General features: G+C 69.3%; 17 protein-coding genes. 11 read left to right on the forward strand and 6 right to left on the reverse strand.

Annotated features, from left to right (window positions below; all coding sequences use genetic code 11):
* The first annotated feature begins 21 nt into the window (after nt 1-21).
* The gene (locus M8R19_RS10795) at nt 22-1,605 is read left to right on the forward strand and encodes a peptide chain release factor 3 (RefSeq protein WP_249917782.1); all 1,584 of its coding nucleotides are present in this window, start codon (nt 22-24) and stop codon (nt 1,603-1,605) included.
* Nucleotides 1,606-1,815: 210 nt separating this feature from the next.
* Nucleotides 1,816-2,259 carry an REP-associated tyrosine transposase gene (locus tag M8R19_RS10800; protein ID WP_249917783.1) on the forward strand — a complete coding sequence of 148 codons (444 nt, stop codon included), beginning with the start codon at nt 1,816-1,818 and terminating at the stop codon, nt 2,257-2,259.
* Nucleotides 2,260-2,377: 118 nt separating this feature from the next.
* On the opposite strand, the gene M8R19_RS10805 is transcribed toward M8R19_RS10800, so the two are convergent.
* A complete protein-coding gene (locus M8R19_RS10805; protein ID WP_249917784.1) occupies nt 2,378-3,391 on the reverse strand; it encodes a M14 family metallopeptidase in 1,014 nt (337 codons plus the stop codon).
* A gap of 104 nt (nt 3,392-3,495) precedes the next feature.
* On the opposite strand from M8R19_RS10805, the gene M8R19_RS10810 reads away from it, so the two are divergent.
* A complete protein-coding gene (locus tag M8R19_RS10810; RefSeq protein ID WP_116422641.1) occupies nt 3,496-4,119 on the forward strand; it encodes a TetR/AcrR family transcriptional regulator in 624 nt (207 codons plus the stop codon).
* Here M8R19_RS10810 and M8R19_RS10815 read toward each other — a convergent pair.
* The 4 genes from M8R19_RS10815 to M8R19_RS33165 all read right to left on the reverse strand — a co-directional run bounded on the left by M8R19_RS10815 (nt 4,116) and on the right by M8R19_RS33165 (nt 8,522).
* Nucleotides 4,116-4,865, reverse strand: coding sequence for an ABC transporter permease (locus M8R19_RS10815; RefSeq protein ID WP_116422642.1), 750 nt, complete (start codon nt 4,863-4,865; stop codon nt 4,116-4,118). The genes M8R19_RS10810 and M8R19_RS10815 overlap by 4 nt on opposite strands.
* A 10-nt stretch (nt 4,866-4,875) precedes the next feature.
* A complete protein-coding gene (locus M8R19_RS10820; RefSeq protein ID WP_009617684.1) occupies nt 4,876-5,586 on the reverse strand; it encodes an ABC transporter permease in 711 nt (236 codons plus the stop codon).
* Between the two features lie 51 nt (nt 5,587-5,637).
* On the reverse strand, nt 5,638-6,426 hold the full coding sequence (locus M8R19_RS10825) for a transporter substrate-binding domain-containing protein (protein WP_058488568.1): 789 nt from the start codon (nt 6,424-6,426) through the stop codon (nt 5,638-5,640).
* A gap of 71 nt (nt 6,427-6,497) precedes the next feature.
* Nucleotides 6,498-8,522: an aminotransferase class I/II-fold pyridoxal phosphate-dependent enzyme gene (locus M8R19_RS33165; protein WP_283939455.1), complete on the reverse strand. Its 2,025-nt coding sequence runs from the start codon at nt 8,520-8,522 to the stop codon at nt 6,498-6,500.
* Between the two features lie 360 nt (nt 8,523-8,882).
* Here M8R19_RS33165 and arnB point away from each other — a divergent pair, with 360 nt between their 5' ends.
* Genes arnB through M8R19_RS10875 form a run of 8 tightly spaced genes read left to right on the forward strand, consistent with a single transcriptional unit; the run spans nt 8,883 to nt 17,747 of the window.
* The gene (arnB, locus tag M8R19_RS10840) at nt 8,883-10,022 is read left to right on the forward strand and encodes a UDP-4-amino-4-deoxy-L-arabinose aminotransferase (RefSeq protein WP_249920162.1); all 1,140 of its coding nucleotides are present in this window, start codon (nt 8,883-8,885) and stop codon (nt 10,020-10,022) included.
* Nucleotides 10,023-10,026: 4 nt separating this feature from the next.
* A complete protein-coding gene (arnC, locus tag M8R19_RS10845) occupies nt 10,027-11,040 on the forward strand; it encodes an undecaprenyl-phosphate 4-deoxy-4-formamido-L-arabinose transferase (protein ID WP_249917785.1) in 1,014 nt (337 codons plus the stop codon).
* On the forward strand, nt 11,037-13,040 hold the full coding sequence (arnA, locus tag M8R19_RS10850) for a bifunctional UDP-4-amino-4-deoxy-L-arabinose formyltransferase/UDP-glucuronic acid oxidase ArnA (protein ID WP_249917786.1): 2,004 nt from the start codon (nt 11,037-11,039) through the stop codon (nt 13,038-13,040). The genes arnC and arnA overlap by 4 nt, the downstream gene beginning before the upstream one ends.
* Nucleotides 13,037-13,921, forward strand: coding sequence for a 4-deoxy-4-formamido-L-arabinose-phosphoundecaprenol deformylase (gene arnD, locus M8R19_RS10855; RefSeq protein WP_249920163.1), 885 nt, complete (start codon nt 13,037-13,039; stop codon nt 13,919-13,921). The genes arnA and arnD overlap by 4 nt, the downstream gene beginning before the upstream one ends.
* Entirely contained in the window at nt 13,918-15,564 is a 1,647-nt protein-coding gene (gene arnT, locus M8R19_RS10860) for a lipid IV(A) 4-amino-4-deoxy-L-arabinosyltransferase (RefSeq protein ID WP_249917787.1), read from the forward strand. Before arnD ends, arnT begins: the two co-directional genes overlap by 4 nt.
* Nucleotides 15,561-15,905, forward strand: coding sequence for a 4-amino-4-deoxy-L-arabinose-phosphoundecaprenol flippase subunit ArnE (gene arnE / locus M8R19_RS10865; RefSeq protein ID WP_249917788.1), 345 nt, complete (start codon nt 15,561-15,563; stop codon nt 15,903-15,905). Before arnT ends, arnE begins: the two co-directional genes overlap by 4 nt.
* Nucleotides 15,902-16,357 (forward strand): 4-amino-4-deoxy-L-arabinose-phosphoundecaprenol flippase subunit ArnF, encoded by a 456-nt coding sequence (gene arnF / locus M8R19_RS10870; protein WP_249917789.1) that lies wholly within the window; start codon nt 15,902-15,904, stop codon nt 16,355-16,357. Before arnE ends, arnF begins: the two co-directional genes overlap by 4 nt.
* Before the next feature lie 13 nt (nt 16,358-16,370).
* Entirely contained in the window at nt 16,371-17,747 is a 1,377-nt protein-coding gene (locus M8R19_RS10875; protein ID WP_249917790.1) for a UDP-glucose dehydrogenase family protein, read from the forward strand.
* 479 nt (nt 17,748-18,226) lie between these two features.
* On the opposite strand, the gene M8R19_RS10880 is transcribed toward M8R19_RS10875, so the two are convergent.
* Nucleotides 18,227-19,948, reverse strand: coding sequence for a PTS fructose-like transporter subunit IIB (locus M8R19_RS10880; protein ID WP_249917791.1), 1,722 nt, complete (start codon nt 19,946-19,948; stop codon nt 18,227-18,229).
* Nucleotides 19,949-19,993 lie beyond the last annotated feature (45 nt).

Genomic DNA, 19,993 nt, shown 5'->3' on the forward strand with positions numbered 1-19,993 from the left:
AACTCCAGCAGGCACGCACCCATGACCAACCAGGCCGCCGAAGTCGCCAAGCGCCGCACCTTCGCGATCATCTCCCACCCCGACGCCGGTAAGACCACCATCACCGAGAAGCTGCTGCTGATGGGCAAGGCCATCGCCGTCGCCGGTACCGTGAAGTCGCGCAAGTCCGACCGCCATGCGACCTCCGACTGGATGGAAATGGAGAAGCAGCGCGGCATCTCCATCACCACCTCGGTGATGCAGTTCCCCTACCGCGAGCACATGGTCAACCTGCTCGACACCCCCGGCCACGAAGACTTCTCCGAAGACACCTACCGCACCCTGACCGCGGTGGACTCGGCGCTGATGGTGCTCGACGGCGGTAAAGGCGTGGAGCCGCGGACCATCGCCCTGATGGAAGTCTGCCGCCTGCGCGACACGCCCATCGTCAGCTTCATCAACAAACTCGACCGCGACATCCGCGACCCCATCGAGCTGCTCGACGAAATCGAGGCGGTGCTGAAGATCAAGGCCGCGCCCATCACCTGGCCGATCGGCTGCTACCGGGACTTCAAGGGCGTGTACCACCTGGCCGAGGACAAGATCATCGTCTACGTGCCCGGCCACGGCCACGAGCGCATCGAGACCCAGGTCATCGACAAGCTCGACTCCGACGAGGCCCGCGCGCACCTGGGCGACCTCTACGACAACTTCCTCGAAGAGCTGGAGCTGGTGCAGGGCGCCTGCCACGAGTTCGACAAGGACGCCTTCCTCAAGGGCGAGATGACCCCGGTGTTCTTCGGTACCGCCCTGGGCAACTTCGGCGTCGACCAGGTGCTCGACTGCATCGTCGACTGGGCCCCGCAGCCGCTGGCGCGCGCCACCCACGAGCGCATCGTCGAGCCCACCGAGGAGAAGTTCACAGGCTTCGTGTTCAAGATCCAGGCGAACATGGACCCGAAACACCGCGACCGCATCGCCTTCATGCGCATCTGCTCGGGCAAGTACGAGAAGGGCATGAAGATGCGCCACGTGCGCCTGGGCAAGGACGTGAAGATCGCCGACGCCCTGACCTTCTTCTCCAGCGAGCGCGAGCAGCTGGAAGAGGCCTACGCCGGCGACATCATCGGCCTGCACAACCACGGCACCATCCAGATCGGCGACACCTTCACCGAGGGCGAGAACCTGGGCTTCACCGGCATCCCGCACTTCGCCCCGGAACTGTTCCGCCGCGTGCGCCTGAAGGACCCGCTGAAGTCCAAGCAGCTGCGCCAGGGCCTGCAGGAACTGGCCGAGGAAGGCGCCACCCAGGTGTTCTTCCCCGAGCGCAACAACGACATCATCCTCGGCGCCGTGGGCGTGCTGCAGTTCGACGTGGTCGCCAGCCGCCTGAAGGAGGAATACAAGGTCGAGTGCGCCTACGAGCAGATCAACGTCTGGTCGGCCCGCTGGATCGAGTGCAAGGACGAGAAGAAGCTCAAGGAGTTCAAGGACAAGGCCTTCGAGAACCTCTCCGTGGACGGCGGCGGCCACCTCACCTACCTGGCCCCCACCCGGGTGAACCTGAGCCTGATGGAAGAGCGCTGGCCGGACATCACCTTCCGCGCTACGCGTGAGCATCACTGAGTCAGGTGCCTTCGTGAAAACGCCCGCCGTTGTGCGGGCGTTTTTGTTTGGGTGGGTTCGCGAGCAAGCTCGCTCCTACGAAAAGCAGGTGCCACGCCCGACCTGTAGGAGCGAGCTTGCTCGCGAACCGCCCCAGACACCTTCCTTCCCGGATAAATCCGATACCTCTCCCTGCCATGCTCCCAGCGTCCCCCCAGCAAGGAGCACCCCATGGGCTTCCACGGAAAGGACCTGCGCAAGGGCCGTCATTCCATACCCGGCCAGATCTACCTGGTCACCACGGTCACGCCCCACCGCGAACGCCTCTTCGAGGACTGGGCGACCGCCTGCCAGGTCTGCCGGCAAATCCACCATGCAGAGGAGTTGCAGACCCTCGCCTGGGTTCTGATGCCGGATCACCTCCATTGGCTGTTGCAACTGCAGGAAGAGCGCCTGGAACAGGTGATGCGAAGCTTCAAGTCGCGCACGGCTATCGCCATCAATGCAGCCTCGCAGCGAACAGGAAAAGCCTGGCAATCCGGCTACCACGACCGGGCTCTGCGGCATGAAGAAGACCTCAAGGCCGTCGCCCGCTACATCATCGCCAATCCGCTGCGGGCAGGCCTGGTGAAACGCGTCGCCGACTATCCCTTCTGGAACGCCATCTGGCTGTGATGCCGCACGGTGCTCTTCGTAGGAGCGAGCTTGCTCGCGAACAGATTCCGCAGTGGGGCTGGTTCGCGAGCAAGCTCGCTCCTACGAAAAGCCAAAAAAGCCGAAAGGGCGTGTGGTGTTATGGATCGAGCGCACCGGAGGTCCAGGTGGACGACGGCGCCGACCCGGTAAACTTCGCCGCAATCGCCCCGCGCGGGATCAACCGGTCACGATAGCGGGTAACGAACAACCCGGTCTGCGGCGCCCGCAGCACCACTTCGCTCCCGGCATCCCCCGGCCTCGCGACGATGCGGGCGAAGCGCTCCCCAGCCTGCACCACCTCGCCCAGTTCGCGTTCGAACACCAGCACCCCGGCCACCGGCGCGAACACCGTTTCCATGAAACCCATGGGCACCGCCACCCCCTGCCAGGCCGGCAGCGCCACCGCTTCCTCGATCACACCGCGTCCGCAGAGAAAAGCCCACAGCCCGTCAGCATCCTGCTGCGCCAGCGCGTCGCTGACGTCACCCTGGCCACGCAGTTCCACCGTGGCCACCAGGCGCCTGTCAAAGCGATCCTCGGCCAGCCAGGGTGCGATCACCACTTCCTCGAAGGCGCCGTCGCTGTCGCCTTCCCAGATGATCGCCAGCTCGGCGCGCAGCGCCGCGGCCAGGTCCTGCGCCGCCGGCCACAGGCGTTCGTGGACGTAGAGGTACTGCAGCGCCTCGTCGTCGGTATGCAGGTCCAGCACGATGTCCGCCGGCGCCGCCAGCGCGGCCAGCTGGCGCTGCCAGTCGCTGAGGTTGTCCACCGTGCCCGTGGCTTTCGCCGAGGCCGGGAAGCCGCGGTTGAAGTTGCGCGCCGTCGCTTCGTGATGGCGGCCGAGGATGCGCCCCTGGCGGAACTGGCCGATGCCGAAGGGGTTGGCCTGGGGCACCAGCGTCACGCTGCCGTTGAGCCTCCCCTGCTCCGCCGCCTGGCGCAGCCTCGGCAGCAGTTGGTGCAGCACCAGCATGCCGGCGATTTCGTCGGCGTGGACCCCGGCCTGCAGGTGCACCCGCGGCCCCGGCCGGCCGGCGTCGATGCGCCAGGCCGGCACCGTCAATGGCGCGCCGGAATCCCCGCTCAGCCGCAGCGATACGTCTTCGATCATGCTTGCCTCCTCCCTCGTCGCGGGGCATGGCAAACTTGCCCGGCGCCCCCTAGTATCGATTCCACCCACCGCGCCCCGGCGCCCCGCACAAGGAACTCCCCCGCGTGGACAGCCCCCGCCAGAAAGCCCGCCGCGCCACGCCCGAGGAACGCCGCGAGGACCTGGTGCGCGCCTGCCTCAAGTGCCTGGTCGCCGATGGCCACGCCGGCATCTCGGTGCGGCGCATCGCCAAGGAGGCGGGGGTGGCCGTGGGCCTGGTCAACCACCACTTCGGCAGCATCGAGGCGCTGGTCGCACAGGCCTATGAAAGCCTCGCCGCCGGCGTCACCCAGTCGCTGCGCGAGAGCGTCGCCGCCGCCGGCCTGGACCCCGCCGCACGCCTGGATGCCTTCCTGGTCGGCTCCTTCTCCCCCGGCGTGCTCGACCCCGACCTGCTCAGCCCCTGGGTGGTGTTCTGGAGCCTCATCCGCCATTCCACGCCGGTCAACGAAGCCCACGAGCGCGGCTACCGCGCCTACCTGCAACTGCTCGAAGGCCTGATCACCGACCTCGCCCGCAGCGAGGGCTTCGCCATCGCCAACCCGCGCCTGGCCTCCATCGGCCTGTCGGCCATGCTCGACGGCCTGTGGCTGGAGTGGTGCCTGAACCCCACCACCTTCAGCGCCGAGGACGGCCTGCAGCTCAGCCGCCACTGGGTCGAGGGCCTGCGCCGCGGCGCCTACGCCTAGACCTTCGCCTTGCGCCGCCAGAACACCCAGCCGGCGCGCGAACGCGGCGCGGCGGACTCGCGGCGGACCGGCGCGGTGCGCTCCAGCAGGTTGAAACAGCCCTCGATGATGAACGTCAGGCACACGTAGATGGCCGCCACCAGCAGCAGCGGCTGGTACACCTGGAAGGTCTGCGCGCGCACCACGTTGGCCGCGCCCAGCAGGTCGACCACGGCGATGGTCGAGGCCAGCGCGGTGGACTTGAGCAGCAGCACCGTTTCCCCGGCCAGGGTCGGTAGCAGCAGGCGGATCGCCCGCGGCAGCCACACGCGGTAGAGCACCAGGCGGCGGTGCATGCCGAAGGCCGCGGCGGCCTCCAGCTCGCCGCGCGGCACGGCCTTGAGGCCGCCGCGCACCACCTCGCCGACGTAGGCCCCCACCGACAGCACCAGCGCCAGCACTATGTACCAGTAGCCATCGCGCAGGTACGGCCAGAGGAAGCTGCTGCGGATCGGCGGGTAGGTGGCGAACAGGCTGCCCAGGCCGTAGTAGCAGGTGTAGATCTGCACCAGCAGCGGCGTGCCGCGGATGACGCTGGTGAAGGCCAGGCTGGCCTTGGCCACGAACAGGTTGCGCGACATCCGCGCCAGCGCCACCAGCAGCGCCAGGGCGAAGCCGAGCACGGCGCTGACCAGCAGCAGCGACAGGGTGGTGCCCAGGCCGCGCAGCAGCAGGCTGGCGTAGCTGAATATCCAGTGATCGCTCATCGCGCGCGCCTCATACCGCCGGTATCCAGCGGCGGAAACGCCGCTCGAGCCAGCCGGAGAACAGGTTGGAGAGCACCGTGAGCAGGTAGTACAGCGCCGCCGCGGTGAGGTAGAAGGTCAGGTAGTGGCGCGTCGATCCAGCGGCCTGCTTGGCGGTGTAGAGCAGCTCGTTGGTGCCCACCACGCTGATCAGCGCGCTGTCCTTGATCAGGTTGACCCACAGGTTGGCCATCCCGGCCAGGGCGTTGGGCGCCATGATCGGCAGGGTGACGCGGCGGAACAGGCCGAAGCCGTGCATGCCATAGGCCCGCGCCGCCTCGATCTGGCCGTAGGGGATGGCCTGGATGGCGCCGCGGAAGATTTCCGAGGCGTAGGCGCCCTGCACCAGGCCGAGCACGGCGATGGCGACCATGGTGCCGTTGAGCTTCACGTCGCCGTAGCCGAGCCAGGCGAACAACTGGTTCAGGCCCATGGAGCCGACGTAGTACAGCAGCAGGATCAGCAGCAGCTCCGGCACCGCCCGGCACAGCGTGGTGTAGCCGCGCGCGGCGGCGGCCAGCGGGCGCGGGCCGTTGAGCTTGGCGCTGGCGGCGCCCAGGCCGATCAGCATGCCGACCAGGAAGGCGCCGAAGGATATCTGCAGGGTGACCAGCAGCCCGCGCAGCAGCGCCGGCCCCCAGCCCTGGGCGCCGAAGCCGACGAGGTCGAGATAGGATTGCATGGCGAATTCCTCGAACGACGGCGCCGCCCGGGCAGGGGCGGCGCCGGCTCATCACTGCTGCTTGGGCGCGACGCTGAGGCCGAAGTACTTGTCCGACAGCGCCTTGTAGTCATCGCTGGCCAGCAGCTTGCCGATGGCCTCGTCGAGCCTGGCCTTCAGCGCGGTGTCGTCCTTGCGCAGGCCGGCGCCCACGCCGCGGCCGAACAGCGGGTCGTGGGGCACCTCGCCCTTGCTGACGATGCCGGCGGCCTTGGCGTCGGGGGAGTCGAGGAAGGATTTCACGGCGATGCCGTCGGCCATCATCAGGTCGATGCGCCCGGCCACCAGGTCGGCGTTCACCGAGTCCTGGGTGTCGTAGTAGCGCACGTCGGCGATCTTCTCGTAGTACTTCTTCAGGTAGTTGGAGCTGACGGTGGAGATCTGCACGCCGATCACCTTGCCCTTCAGGCCCTCGGGGCTGATGGTGATGTCGCTGGCGGCCGGCGCGGCCACCGCCACCGGGGTGTCGTAGTAGGGCACGCTGAAGGCGATCTGCTTCTCACGCTCGTCGGTGATGGACATGGAATTGAAGATGACGTCGATCTTCTTCGCCATCAACGCCGGGATGATGCCGTCCCAGGCCACCTCGTCGATCTCGCACTGCGCCTTCATCTCGGCGCAGACCTTGTGGATCAGGTCCGGCTCGAAGCCGGTCCACTGGCCGTCCGGCTGCTTCACCGAGAACGGCGGGTAGGGCTCCGCCGCCAGGGCGAAGCGCAATGTCTCCGCCTGCGCGCTGGCCATGCCCGCCGCCAGCAATGCCGCACCCGCCAACCAACCGCAAAGACCCTGTCTGTTCATGATGCCCCTTCCGCTTTCTTGTGGTTTGTCGTGCTAGAAGCTTGCCCGGGTGGCCGCGCGGGGCGGCCGGTTCAACGATTCTGGTGCGCGTTGACGAACTGCCGGCAGCGCTCGCTGCGCGGCCGCGCGAAGACCTCCTCGGGGGTGCCCTCCTCCTCGATCAGGCCCTGGTGGAGGAAGGCCACGTGGCTGGAGACGTCGCGGGCGAAGGCCATTTCGTGGGTCACTAGGATCATGGTGCGGCCCTCCTCGGCCAGGGAGCGGATCACCCGCAGCACCTCGCCGACCAGCTCCGGGTCCAGCGCCGAGGTCGGCTCGTCGAACAGCATCACCTTCGGCCGCACCGCCAGGGCGCGGGCGATGGCCACGCGCTGCTGCTGGCCGCCGGAGAGGAAGGCCGGGTATTCGTTGCGCTTCTCCGCCAGGCCCACCCGCGCCAGCAGCGCCTCGGCACGTTCGCGGGCCTCGGCCTTGCTCTCGTGGAGGACGAAGGTCGGCGCCTCCATCAGGTTCTCCAGCACGGTGCGGTGCGGCCACAGGTTGAAGTTCTGGAACACCATGCCCAGCCGCGAACGGATCCGCGTCAGCTGCTTCTGGTCGGCCACCCGCGGCTCGCCGTGGCGGTCCTGGTCGAGGCGGATGATCTCGCCGTCGACGCTGACGCTGCCGGCGTTGGGCACCTCCAGCATGTTGATGCAGCGCAGCAGGGTGCTCTTGCCCGAGCCGCTGGCGCCGATCAGCGAGACCACGCCGCCCTCGCGGGCCGACAGCGAGACGCCCTTGAGCACCTCGAACTGGCCGAAGCGCTTGTGCAGGTCACGGACTTCGATCACGGGTTTGCCGGCGGGCTGCGCCGGTACGCTCTGTGTAGGAGCGCGCCCTGCGCGCGATTCGCGGGCAGGGCCCGCTCCTACAGGGGAGGCCGCGGGCAGGGATTCGACGAAGGCGAGGATGCGCTCGCAGGCCTCGGCCAGGGTCTCGTCGGCCAGGGTGAAGGACAGCCGCACGAAGCCGTCGGCCTGGGGCCCGAAAGCGGCGGCGTCGAGCACCGACACGCCGCGGGCGCGGAACAGCTGCCAGGCGAAGTCCAGGGAGCTGAGGCCCGTGCCGCGCACGTCGACCATCACGAACATCCCGGCCTCGGGGCTCAGCACCTTCAGCCGCGGGCTGCGCACCAGCTGCCGCAGCACCAGGTCGCGGCGCCGGCGGTAGACCTCGCGCATCCCGGCGGCCACCTCGTCGTGGCGGCGCACCGCCGCCAGCGCGGCCTCCTGCACGAAGCCGGGCAGGCCGTAGAGCATGTTCAGCGCCAGGTTCTCGATGTGCCCGACCAGCTTCGGCTCAGCGACTATCCAGCCGGCGCGCCAGCCGGTCATGGCGTGGGACTTGGACAGGCTGCCCAGGCTCAGGGTGCGCGCGGCCATGCCCGGCAGCGCGGCGAAGCTCTGGTGCGGCTGCTCGAAGGTCAGCGCCTCGTACACCTCGTCCACCACCACCCAGAGGTCGTGGCGCTCGGCGACGGTGGCGATGGCGCGCAGCTCGTCGGGGCGCATGACCACGCCGGTGGGGTTGTTCGGATTGGCGAAGAAGATCGCCTTGGTGCGCGGGGTGATGGCCGCTTCCAGGGCCGCCGCGTCGAGGCGGAAGCCGTTGTCGGCGGGAGTGGGCACCGCCACCAGCTTGGCGCCGGTGGCCTTCAAGGTGGCCTCGTAGGTGACGTAGACCGGGTCGAAGACGATGACTTCGTCGCCGGCCTCCAGCAGGCACAGGACGGCGGCGAACAGGGCGTTCTGCGCACCGGCGAGGACGATGACGCTGTCTGCGCCCACCTGCAGGTCGAAGCGCCGCCGGTACAGGTCGGCGATGGCCTGGCGCAGTTCCGGGCGCCCGGCCACGTCGCTGTAATGGGTGTCACCGGCCTGCAGCGAGGCCACCGCGGCGTCGGTGATGAAGGCCGGGGTGGCGAAGTCCGGATCGCCGACGCTGAGGACGATCGCGTCCTCCCCGGCGCGTTGCGCCGCCACGGCGGCGTAGTGGATATCCCAGGCGGCTGCGCCTGGCCCGACCATCCTGTCCACAAGCGACGAATAACGCATGCACGGACCTCACCCGAATGACGGAGAACCCGCGGCTGGAACGGCGTTCGGCGGCGGGGCGTGGCATCACCATAACCACGAATGAACGAGTGTTCAACAGTGTTTTCCGGCCAAATCGAGCGCTCGTTCAATTTGCCCCGGAATAGAGCGGCCGCGGCCTGCGGGCCCATTTTCGGCGCCCTGCGCGGCAAGCGCCGAAGACTCTGGCGAAAGGCGCCGGGCGGCCCAGGTCAGCGTTTTTTCGCCGCCCCGGGACGGTGCAGGCGGCCAGCCGACATTTTCCGAACATGCTCATAACGGGTTCTTAACGATTGCTCGGCGAGCATGGATGCATTCAATGGCCACAGTCCCGTGACCCGCATGGACAACGCGTTCCTCCCCTTCTCCCGGCCCAGCATCGGCGTCGAGGAAATCCAGGCCGTCAGCCAGGTGCTCGGCTCCGGCTGGATCACCACCGGCCCGCAGAACCAGCTGCTGGAGCAGCGCTTCGCCGACTACGTCGGCTGCAAGCACGCCGTGGCCGTGGCCTCGGCCACCGGCGCCATGCACATCGCCCTGCTGGCGCTGGGCATCGGCCCGGGCGACGAGGTGATCACCCCGTCGCAGACCTGGGTGTCCACCGCCAACATGATCTGCCTGCTGGGCGCCACGCCGGTGTTCGTCGACGTCGACCGCGACACCCTGATGACCGACGCCGCGCGCATCGAGGCGGCCATCACCCCGCGCACCAAGGCGATCATCCCGGTGCACTACGCCGGCGCCGCCTTCGACCTCGACCCGCTCTACGCCCTGGCCGAAAAACACGGCATCGCGGTGATCGAGGACGCCGCCCACGCCGCCGGCACCCGCTACCGTGGCCGCCACGTCGGTTCACGCGGCACTGCGATCTTCTCCTTCCACGCCATCAAGAACATGACCTGCGCCGAGGGCGGGATGTTCGTCAGCGACGACGAGGCCCTGGCCAACCGCGTGCGCACCCTGAAGTTCCACGGCCTGGGGGTGGACGCCTACGACCGCCTGAGCCACGGCCGCAAGCCCCAGGCGCAGGTGATCGAGCCGGGCTTCAAGTACAACCTCACCGACATCAACGCCGCCATCGCCCTGATACAGCTGGAGCGCCTGGACGCCCTCAACGCCCGCCGCGCCGAACTCGCCGCGCAGTATCTGGAGCGCCTGGCGCACCTGCCGGTGCAGCCGCTGAGCGTGCCCGGCTACCCGCAGCAGCACGCCTGGCACCTGTTCATCCTGCGCATCGACGAGCAGGCCTGCGGCATGCATCGCGACGCCTTCATGCAGGCCCTGCAGCAGCGCGGCATCGGCAGCGGCATCCACTTCATCGGCACCCACCTGCACACCTGGTACCGCCAGCGCTTCCCCGGCGTCAGCCTGCCCGCCACCGAATGGAACTCGGCGCGCCTGTGTTCCATCCCGCTGTTCCCCGACATGACCGACGCCGACCTGGAGCGCGTGGTCGGGGCCTGCGAAACCCTTCTTCGGTGAACCCGTGAAACCCTATGCCATCGACTGCGTCTCCGTGGTCATCCCGGTGTACAACGAGCAGGACAGCCTGCCCGAACTGCTGCGCCGCACCGACGCCGCCTGCCACCAGCTCGGCCGCGCCTACGAAATCGTGCTGGTCGACGACGGCAGCCGCGACGGCTCCGCCGAGCTGCTCCAGGAAGCCGCCGAGGCGCCCGACAGCCACGTGCTGGCGGTCATCCTCAACCGCAACTACGGCCAGCACGCGGCGATCATGGCCGGCTTCGAGCAGTGCCGCGGCGACCTGGTGATCACCCTCGACGCCGACCTGCAGAACCCGCCGGAGGAAATCCCGCGCCTGGTCGAGCAGGCCGCCAGGGGCTACGACGTGGTCGGCACGGTGCGCGGCAACCGCCAGGACTCGGCCCTGCGCCGCTGGCCGTCGAAGCTGATCAACCTGGCCGTGCAGCGCTCCACCGGCGTGGCCATGAGCGACTACGGCTGCATGCTGCGCGCCTACCGCCGCGGCATCGTCAAGGCGATGCTGGCCTGCCGCGAGCGCAGCACCTTCATCCCCATCCTGGCCAACAGCTTCGCCCGCCACACCAGCGAGATAGTCGTCGGCCATGCCGAGCGCGAGCACGGCGAGTCGAAGTACGGCTTCCTGCGCCTGGTCAACCTGATGTTCGACCTGGTCACCTGCATGACCACCAGCCCGCTGCGCCTGCTCAGCCTGGTCGGCGCCGGCATGGCCCTGGCCGGCACCGCCTTCGGCGCCCTGCTGCTGGTGCTGCGCCTGCTGTTCGGCGCGGCCTGGGCCGGCAACGGCCTGTTCGTGCTGTTCGCCATCCTCTTCCTGTTCAGCGGCGTGCAGCTGGTCGGCATGGGCCTGCTCGGCGAGTACCTGGGCCGCATGTACAACGACGTGCGCGCCCGCCCGCGCTTCTTCATCGAGCGCGTGGCGCGCGGCGCGGCCCTGCCCACCGCCAGCACCGCGTCGATCTCCCCTACCCCTGCCGTCGAGTCCCTAGCCCAATGAGCGCCAAGACCCTCGTATTCGCCTACCACGACATCGGCTGCGCCGGCATCGAAGCCCTGCTGGCCGCCGGCTACCAGATCGACGCGGTGTTCACCCACGCCGACGACGCGCGGGAGAACCGTTTCTTCGGCTCGGTGGCGCAGCTGTGCGCGCAGCGCGGCATCCCGGTGCACGCCCCGGAGGACGTCAACCATCCGCTGTGGATCGCGCGCATCCGCGAGCTGCAGCCGCAGTTCATCTTCTCGTTCTACTACCGCCACCTGCTAGGCGAGGAACTGCTGGCCTGCGCCCGCCGCGGCGCCTTCAACCTGCACGGCTCGCTGCTGCCGCGCTACCGCGGCCGCGCCCCGGCCAACTGGGTGCTGGTCAACGGCGAAAGCGAGACCGGCGTGACCCTCCACCGCATGGTCAAGCGCCCCGACGCCGGCGCCATCATCGCCCAGCAGCGCGTGGCCATCGACGCCGAAGACACCGCCCTGAGCCTGCACGGCAAGCTGCGCGAGGCCGCCGGCGAACTGCTCGACCGGCTGCTGCCGGCGATGCTCGAAGGCGACTTCGTCGAGCGCGAGCAGGACGAAAGCCAGGCCAGCTACTTCGGCCGCCGCACCCCCGCCGACGGCCTGCTCGACTGGCGCCGCCCGGCCGGCGAGCTGCACAACCTGGTGCGCGCGGTGACGCAGCCCTACCCCGGCGCCTTCGCCCCGGTGGGCGAGCGCAAGCTGATCGTCTGGCAGTCGAAGGTGGTGCCCGGCAACCAGGGCCGCCCGGCCGGCGCCGTGCTCAGTGTGGAGCCGCTGCGCATCGCCTGCGGCGAAGACAGCCTGGAGGTAGTCGCCGGCCAGCAGGGCGACGCCGGGCTGTTCCTCGCCGGCGCGCAACTGGCCCGCGAGATGGGCCTGGTGACCGGCTCGCGGCTGCACGCGGTGGGCAAGCCCCGGCGCAAGACGCGGGTGCTGATCCTCGGCGTCAACGGCTTCATCGGCAACCACCTCTCCGAGCGCCTGCTGCGCGACGGCCACTACGAGGTGTACGGCCTGGACATCGGCTCCGACGCCATCGAACGGCTGAAGAGCAACCCGGACTTCCACTTCGTCGAGGGCGACATCAGCATCCACACCGAGTGGATCGAGTACCACATCAAGAAGTGCGATGTGGTGCTGCCGCTGGTAGCCATCGCCACCCCCATCGAATACACCCGCAACCCGCTGCGCGTGTTCGAACTGGACTTCGAGGAAAACCTCAAGCTGGTGCGCTACTGCGTGAAGTACGGCAAGCGGGTGATCTTCCCGTCCACCTCCGAGGTGTACGGCATGTGCAGCGACGCCAGCTTCGACGAGGACAGCTCCAACCTGGTGGTGGGCCCGATCAACAAGCAGCGCTGGATCTACTCGGTGTCCAAGCAGCTGCTCGACCGGGTGATCTGGGCCTACGGCCAGAAGGGCCTGCGCTTCACCCTGTTCCGCCCGTTCAACTGGATGGGCCCGCGCCTGGACCGCCTGGACTCGGCGCGCATCGGTAGTTCGCGGGCCATCACCCAGCTGATCCTGCACCTGGTGGAAGGCACGCCGATCCGCCTGGTCGACGGCGGCGCGCAGAAACGCTGCTTCACCGACGTGGACGACGGTATCGAGGCCCTGGCGCGCATCGTCGACAACGACGGCGGGCGCTGCGACGGGCAGATCGTCAACATCGGCAACCCGGACAACGAGGCGAGCATCCGCGAGCTGGGCGAGGAACTGCTGCGCCAGTTCGAGGCCCACCCGCTGCGCGCGCACTTCCCGCCCTTCGCCGGCTTCCGCGAGGTGGAGAGCCGCAGCTTCTACGGCGACGGCTACCAGGACGTGGCGCACCGCAAACCGAGCATCGACAACGCCCGCCGCCTGCTGGACTGGGAGCCGAAGGTGCACATGCGCGAGACCATCGCCAAGACCCTCGACTTCTTCCTGCGCGAGGCCATCGCCGAGCAGCAGCAGGCCGGCAAGCTGAGGGTCGCCAGCTGATGCAGGCCGGGCTGCGCATCGACGTCGACACCTACCGCGGCACCCGTGACGGCGTGCCGCGGCTGCTGGAGCTGCTCGACGAGGCGGGGGTGAAGGCGACCTTCTTCTTCAGCGTCGGCCCGGACAACATGGGCCGCCACCTGTGGCGCCTGGCGCGGCCGCGCTTCCTGTGGAAGATGCTGCGTTCGAAGGCCGCCAGCCTGTACGGCTGGGACATCCTCCTGGCCGGCACCGCCTGGCCCGGCCGGCCCATCGGCCGCGACCTCGGCCCCTTGATGCGGCGCACCCTGGCCGCCGGCCACGAGGTCGGCCTGCACGCCTGGGACCACCACGGCTGGCAGGCCAACGCCGGCCACTGGAGCGCCGAACAACTGCACCGGCAGATCGCCCTGGGCGTGGACAGCCTCAGCGACATCCTCGGCCAGCGCGTGGACTGCTCGGCGGTGGCCGGCTGGCGCGCCGACGAGCGCACCGTGCAGGCCAAGGAGGCCTTCGGCTTCCGCTACAACAGCGACTGCCGCGGCGCCTCGCCGTTCCGCCCGCGCCTGGCCGACGGCCGCCCGGGCACCCCGCAGGTGCCGGTGGACCTGCCGACCTTCGACGAGGTGGTGGGCCCGGACCTTTCCGCCGACGCCTTCAACGACTTCATCATGGCTCGCTTCCGCCCGCAGGCGCTGAACGTCTACACCGTGCACGCCGAGGTGGAAGGCATCGTCATGGCCGACGCCTTCCGCGCGCTGCTGGGCCATGCCCGCGAGGGCGGCATCCGCTTCCGCTCCCTCGGCCAGTTGCTGCCGGCCGACCCGGCGACGCTGCCGCTGGGCGAACTGCGCCGCGGCAGCCTGGCGGGCCGCGAAGGCTGGCTGGGCGTACAGCGATGAACCGGCGCTATAGCTTGCTGGCCGGGGCCGTGCTGGTCCTGTTCTTCCTCGTGCCGCTGGGCCTGCACGGCCTGTGGATACCCGACGAGACGCGCTACGCGCAGGTCGCCCAGGACATGCTGCATGGCGGCGACTGGGTAGCGCCGCACTTCCTCGGCCTGCGCTACTTCGAGAAGCCCATCGCCGGCTACTGGCTGGTCGCCCTCGGCCAGGCGGCGTTCGGCGAGAACCTGTTCGGCGTGCGCTTCGCCTCGGTGCTGGTCAGCACCTGCAGCACCCTGCTGGTCTGGCTGCTGGGCCGGCGGCTGTGGCCGCAGCCGGGCCGGGCGTGGATGGCCGCGCTGCTCTACGCCAGCTTCGCGTTGATCGCCGGGCAAGCCGGCTACGCCAACCTCGACCCGCAATTCACCTTGTGGGTGAACCTGAGCCTGTTCGCCCTGTGGTTCGCCTTCGAGGCCACCTCGCCCCGCGCCCGCCTCGGCGCCTGGGTGGCGCTGGGCGCGGCCTGCGCCATGGGCTTCATGACCAAGGGCTTCCTCGCCGGCCTGCTGCCGGTGCTGGTGGCGCTGCCCTACGCGCTGTGGCGCCGGCGCCTGCGCGAACTCTTCCTGCTCGGCCCGCTGGCGGTGCTGGTGGCGCTGCTGGCCAGCCTGCCCTGGGTGCTGGCAGTACACCTGCGCGAGCCGGACTTCTGGCATTTCTTCTTCTGGCACGAGCACATCCAGCGCTTCGCCGGCAGCGACGCCCAGCACGCGCGGCCGTTCTGGTTCTTCGTGCCGCTGCTGTTCGCCTGCGCGGCGCCCTGGACGCTGCTGGTCCCCGCCGCCTTCCAGCGCGGCTGGCAGGCGCGCCGCGCGCCCCACGCGGTGTTCCTGCTGCTGTGGTTCGCCATGCCCTTCCTGTTCTTCAGCCTGGCCAAGGGCAAGCTGCCGACCTACATCATGCCCTGCTTCGCGCCCCTGGCCCTGCTGATGGCCGATGCCCTGGCCAGCGCCCTGGAGAGCGGGCGCCTGCGGGCGCTGCGCCTGAACGGCGCGCTGAACCTGCTGCTGGGCCTGCTCGGCCTGGCCGCACTGGCATTCCTGCAGGCGAAGAAGGCGCTGTACCACCAGCAACTGCCGAGCCTGCTGCTGATCGGCCTGGTCTGCGCCCTCTGGGCCCTGTGCGGCGCCCTGCAATGGCTGCGCCCGCAGCAACTGTGGGCCGCGCCGGCGCTGGCCGCCTGGCTGCTGGTGGCTGCGGCGCCGGCAGCGATGCCCGAGCGCATGGTCAACAGCAAGATGCCCGACCAGTTCATCGCCCAGCACCTGGAGGAGCTGGCCAGCGCCCGCACCCTGCTGAGCAACGACCTGGGCGGCGCCTCGGCGCTGGCCTGGCGCACCGGGCGCAGCGAGGTGTTCCTGCTCAACACCGAGGGCGAGCTCAAGTACGGCCTCGGCTACCCCGACGCCCAGGGCCGCTCGCTGAGCCTGGAAGGCTTCCCCGCCTGGCTCGCCAATGCGCGCCGCAAGGGGCCGGTGGGCGTGATCCTGCGCGTCAACAGCCCCGGCGACGAAGCCGAGCTGGCGCTGATGCCGCGGGACGTCACCAGCTACCGGGAAAACCACCTGGTGTTCCTGCTGATCCCGCAGGCAGCGCCATGACCGCCGTGCTGCTCGCCGCCGTGTGCCTGCTCACCTGCCTCGGCCAGGTGGCGCAGAAGCTCGCCGTGGACGGCTGGGGCGAACGCAGCCTCGGCCTTGCGGGCAAGCTGCTGTCGCCCTGGCTGCTGCTGGCCATGGCCTGCCTGGGCGCCGCCCTGCTGCTCTGGCTGCTGCTGTTGCAGCGCCTGCCGGTGGGCCTGGCCTACCCGATGCTGAGCCTGAACTTCGTGCTGGTCACCCTGGCCGCGCGCCTGCTCTTCGGCGAAAGCGTCGATGCGCGCCACTGGCTGGGCATCCTGCTGATCGGCGCCGGCGTGGCGCTGCTGGGGGCGCAGGCATGAGCCGCGTCACCGGCTTCGCCCTGGCGCTGGGCAGCGTAGGCCTGGTCAGTGGCGCCCAATTGGGCATGCGCTGGGCCATGGTGCGCCTGCCCGAGCCGGCGCAGTGGCTGCAAGCGCTGAGCACCTACCACCTGCCACTGCTGGGGATGCTCGCCGCCGCCGTGCTGGCCTACGCGCTGTCGCTGCTGTGCTGGCTGGGCGCCCTGCGCCACCTGCCGCTGGGCCGCGCCTATTCGCTTCTGAGCATCAGCTACGCCCTGGTCTACCTGGGCGCCGCCGCGCTGCCCGGCTTCGGCGAACCGCTGAACGCCCGCGGCGCCCTCGGCGTGGCCCTGGTGATCGCCGGCGTGCTGACCATCAACGCGCCGCGCGGCAAAAGAACCGTAACGAAGCACCGGCATGCTGGCCCAAGCCAGGGCGGCAGTGGACCGGCGCACTCGAACCACCTGTAACCAGGACACAACCATGAAAATCAGCGTATTCGGGATCGGCTACGTCGGCCTGGTGCAGGCCGCGGTCATGGCCGAAGTGGGCCACGACGTGGTCTGCATGGACATCGACCAGGCCAAGGTCGCCAAGCTGCAGCGCGGCCAGGTGAGCATCTACGAACCCGGCCTGGCCGAGCTGGTGAAGGAGAACCTGGAAGCCGGCCGCCTGCGCTTCACCAGCGAGGTGGAGGTGGCCGCGGCCCACGGCCTGGTGCAGTTCATCGCCGTCGGCACGCCGCCGCTCGCCGACGGCTCGGCCGACCTCGGCGCGGTGTTCGCGGTGGCCGAGGGCATCGCCCTGCACCGCAAGGCGCCGGTGGTGATCGTCGAGAAATCCACGGTGCCGGTGGGCACCGGCGACCTGGTCAAGGCGCACATCCACAAGGTGCTGAGCCAGCATGGCCGCAGCCTGGACTTCGATATCGTGTCCAACCCGGAATTTCTCAAGGAAGGCTCGGCCCTGGCCGACTGCCGCCGCCCCGACCGCATCGTCATCGGCTGCGAGCGTCCCGAGGTGCTGGACGTGATGCGCGAGATCTACGAGCCGTTCAACCGCAACCACGACCGCATCCTGTGCATGAACCTGCGCAGCGCCGAGCTGACCAAGTACGCCGCCAACTGCATGCTCGCCACCAAGATCAGCTTCATCAACCAGATCGCCGAGCTGGCCGAGCACCTGGGCGCCGACATCGAAGCGGTGCGCCAGGGCATGGGCGCCGACCCGCGCATCGGCTACCACTTCATCTACCCCGGCTGCGGCTACGGCGGCTCCTGCTTCCCCAAGGACGTCCAGGCCCTGATCCACAGCGCGGACGACGCCAGTTGCTCCAGCGACCTGCTGCGCGCGGTGGAAGCCATCAACCAGCGCCAGAAGCACAAGCTGTTCGAGCGCATCAGCGCTTACTTCGGCGACAACCTCAAGGGCCGTACCTTCGCCCTCTGGGGCCTATCGTTCAAGCCCAACACCGACGACATGCGCGACGCCCCCAGCCGCGCCCTGATGGAGGCGCTGTGGGCGGCCGGGGCCAAGGTCCGCGCCTTCGATCCCGAAGCCATGCCCGAGGCCCAGCGCCTGTACGGCCATGACGAACGCCTGACGCTGATGGGCACCCCGGAAGCGGCGCTGGGCGGCGCCGATGCCCTGGTGGTCTGCACCGAGTGGCAGCAATTCAAGGCCCCGGACTTCGAGCTGCTGGCCAGCCGCCTGAAGGCGCCGGTGATCTTCGACGGGCGCAACCTCTACGATCCGGAGCGGATGGCGCGCTATGGCTTCGAATACTTCGCCATGGGCCGGGGGGATTCGCACCGGCTGCCGGTGCCGGCGCAGGAGCAGCCGTTGCGGCGCAGCGCCTGAGGGGCGAGCGAGCTTGCTCGCGAACCATGTTTCCCGGGGGCACTGGTGCGTTGGGTTGACTCCGCTCCCTCTCCCCAGCCCTCTCCCTGAAGGGAGAGGGGGCTTGTCCGTGCCGAGAGGAGGCCTGGTCTCAGCCGGAAACTCCGTGCTAGCCGGCTGACTCCAGAACACCAGCGCCTGTCCAATGGCTCCCTCTCCCTGAAGGAAAAGGGGGCTTGTCCGTGCAGAGAGGAGGCCTAGTTTCAGCCGGAAACTCCGTGCTAGCCGACTAACTCCGAAACACCAGCGCCTGCCCAACGGTCCCCTCTCCCTTCAGGGAGAGGGTTAGGGAGAGGGCGCTCTTCGGGATGAACACCAGCCCCCGCCGGCAGACACGGTTCGCGAGCAAGCTCGCTCCTACGAAAATCAATCCCCATCCAGCCCCTACGCAGGACGGCACCACCGTAGGAGCGGACTCCGTCCGCGATTGAACCCCCAACCTATGCCCGCCCAGGCACCCCCACCATCCCCTGCACCTCATCCCGCTTGAGCACCGCATAAATCACCCCCGTCACCACACTCCCCACGACGATCGCCAGCAGATACGCCAGCGCATGGTTCATCGCATTGGGAATCAGCAGCACGAACAACCCGCCATGGGGCGCCAGCAGCTTGCAGCCGAAGTACATCGACAGCGCCCCGGTCAGCGCGCCGCCCACCACGCTCGCCGGCAGCACCCGCAGCGGGTCCTTGGCGGCGAAGGGGATGGCGCCCTCGGAGATGAAGCACAGGCCCAGCACCAGCGCAGCCTTGCCGGCTTCGCGCTCGCTCTGGGCGAACTTGCGCCGGGCCAGCAGGGTGGCGAGGCCCATGCCGATCGGCGGCACCATGCCGGCGGCCATGGTCGCCGCCATCGGCGCGTAGCTCTGCGAGGCCAGCAGGCCCACGGAGAAGGCGTAGGCGGCCTTGTTGATCGGCCCGCCGAGGTCGACGCACATCATGCCGCCGAGCAGCAGGCCGAGGAGAATGGCGTTGGCCGTGCCCATTCCCGCCAGGAAGTCGGTGAGCGCGCTCATCAGCCCGGCCACCGGCTGGCCCACCACATAGATCATCACCAGCCCGGTGAACAGGCTGCACAGCAGCGGGATCAGCAGGATCGGCTTGAGCGCCTCCAGGCTCTGCGGCAGCTTCAGCCACTGGCTCACCGCGCGCGCCGAGTAGCCTGCCAGCAAGCCCGCCACTATGCCGCCGAGGAAGCCCGCGCCCAGGCTGCTGGCCAGCAGGCCGCCGATCATCCCCGGCGCCAGGCCCGGGCGGTCGGCGATGGACCAGGCGATGTAGCCGGCGAGCATCGGCACCATCAGCTTGAAGGCGCTTTCTCCGCCGATCTGCATCAGCGCCGCAGCCAGGGTGCCCGGCTCCTTGAAGGCCTGGATGCCGAACACGAAGGACAGCGCGATCAGCAAGCCGCCGGCCACCACCATCGGCAGCATGAACGACACGCCGGTCAGCAGGTGCTTGTACAACCCGCGCGCCTCGCCCTTGCCCGGCTTCTGCGCAGCGGCGGCGACGGCGCTTTCCGTGGCGCCTTCCTCCAGGGCCTTGCGCAAGGTCGCCTCGGGCTGCTTCAGCGCCACGCCGGTGCCGCAGCGGAAGATGCGCTTGCCGGCGAAGCGCTCGGCGTTCACCTCGATGTCGGCCGCCAGCAGCACCACGTCGGCGGCGGCGATGTCCTCGGCCGACAGCGGGTTGCGCGCGCCCACCGAGCCCTGGGTTTCCACCCGCAGTTGCCAGCCCAGGCGCTCGGCGGCCTGCTGCAGCGCCTCGGCGGCCATGAAGGTGTGCGCCACGCCTGTGGGGCAGGCGGTCACCGCCACTACCCGCACCGCCTTGGCCTCGGCCTGCGTGCCTTGCCAGGGCTGCGCCTCAGCAGCGGCGCGTTGCAGAAAGGCCGCCGGCTCGGCCAGGGCCTCGGCCGGTCGCGCCTGGAACAGCGGCTTGCCGGCGAAGCGGGACAAGTCCAGCGGCTGGCTGCTGACCACCAGCACCAGGTCGGCCGCGCCGATCTGTTCGGCGCTCAGGCGCTGCTCGGGGCGCTGCGGCTCGTTGCTCTCGACGCACACCGACCAGCCCAGGCGTTCGGCGGCGGCGCGCAGCAGGCGCGCGCTGAGTAGGCTGGTGACCTGGCCGTTGGGGCAGGCAGTGATCAGGGCAAGGTTCATCGTCGTACCTCTTGTTATGGCTCCGCCCGGCGCTGCGGGCGGGCG

It is taken from the genome of Pseudomonas sp. R3.Fl (assembly GCF_023516765.1).
GTDB lineage: Bacteria > Pseudomonadota > Gammaproteobacteria > Pseudomonadales > Pseudomonadaceae > Pseudomonas > Pseudomonas citronellolis.

Excerpts from the sequence above, each read along its gene's own strand:
- M8R19_RS10795 (WP_249917782.1), top strand. The coding sequence starts at position 22 with ATGACCAACCAGGCCGCCGAAGTCGCCAAGCGCCGCACCTTCGCGATC.
- M8R19_RS10800 (WP_249917783.1), top strand. The coding sequence starts at position 1,816 with ATGGGCTTCCACGGAAAGGACCTGCGCAAGGGCCGTCATTCCATACCC.
- M8R19_RS10805 (WP_249917784.1), bottom strand. The coding sequence starts at position 3,391 with ATGATCGAAGACGTATCGCTGCGGCTGAGCGGGGATTCCGGCGCGCCA.
- M8R19_RS10815 (WP_116422642.1), bottom strand. The coding sequence starts at position 4,865 with ATGAGCGATCACTGGATATTCAGCTACGCCAGCCTGCTGCTGCGCGGC.
- M8R19_RS10820 (WP_009617684.1), bottom strand. The coding sequence starts at position 5,586 with ATGCAATCCTATCTCGACCTCGTCGGCTTCGGCGCCCAGGGCTGGGGG.
- M8R19_RS10825 (WP_058488568.1), bottom strand. The coding sequence starts at position 6,426 with ATGAACAGACAGGGTCTTTGCGGTTGGTTGGCGGGTGCGGCATTGCTG.
- M8R19_RS33165 (WP_283939455.1), bottom strand. The coding sequence starts at position 8,522 with ATGCGTTATTCGTCGCTTGTGGACAGGATGGTCGGGCCAGGCGCAGCC.
- arnB (WP_249920162.1), top strand. The coding sequence starts at position 8,883 with ATGGACAACGCGTTCCTCCCCTTCTCCCGGCCCAGCATCGGCGTCGAG.
- arnA (WP_249917786.1), top strand. The coding sequence starts at position 11,037 with ATGAGCGCCAAGACCCTCGTATTCGCCTACCACGACATCGGCTGCGCC.
- arnT (WP_249917787.1), top strand. The coding sequence starts at position 13,918 with ATGAACCGGCGCTATAGCTTGCTGGCCGGGGCCGTGCTGGTCCTGTTC.
- arnE (WP_249917788.1), top strand. The coding sequence starts at position 15,561 with ATGACCGCCGTGCTGCTCGCCGCCGTGTGCCTGCTCACCTGCCTCGGC.
- arnF (WP_249917789.1), top strand. The coding sequence starts at position 15,902 with ATGAGCCGCGTCACCGGCTTCGCCCTGGCGCTGGGCAGCGTAGGCCTG.
- M8R19_RS10875 (WP_249917790.1), top strand. The coding sequence starts at position 16,371 with ATGAAAATCAGCGTATTCGGGATCGGCTACGTCGGCCTGGTGCAGGCC.
- M8R19_RS10880 (WP_249917791.1), bottom strand. The coding sequence starts at position 19,948 with ATGAACCTTGCCCTGATCACTGCCTGCCCCAACGGCCAGGTCACCAGC.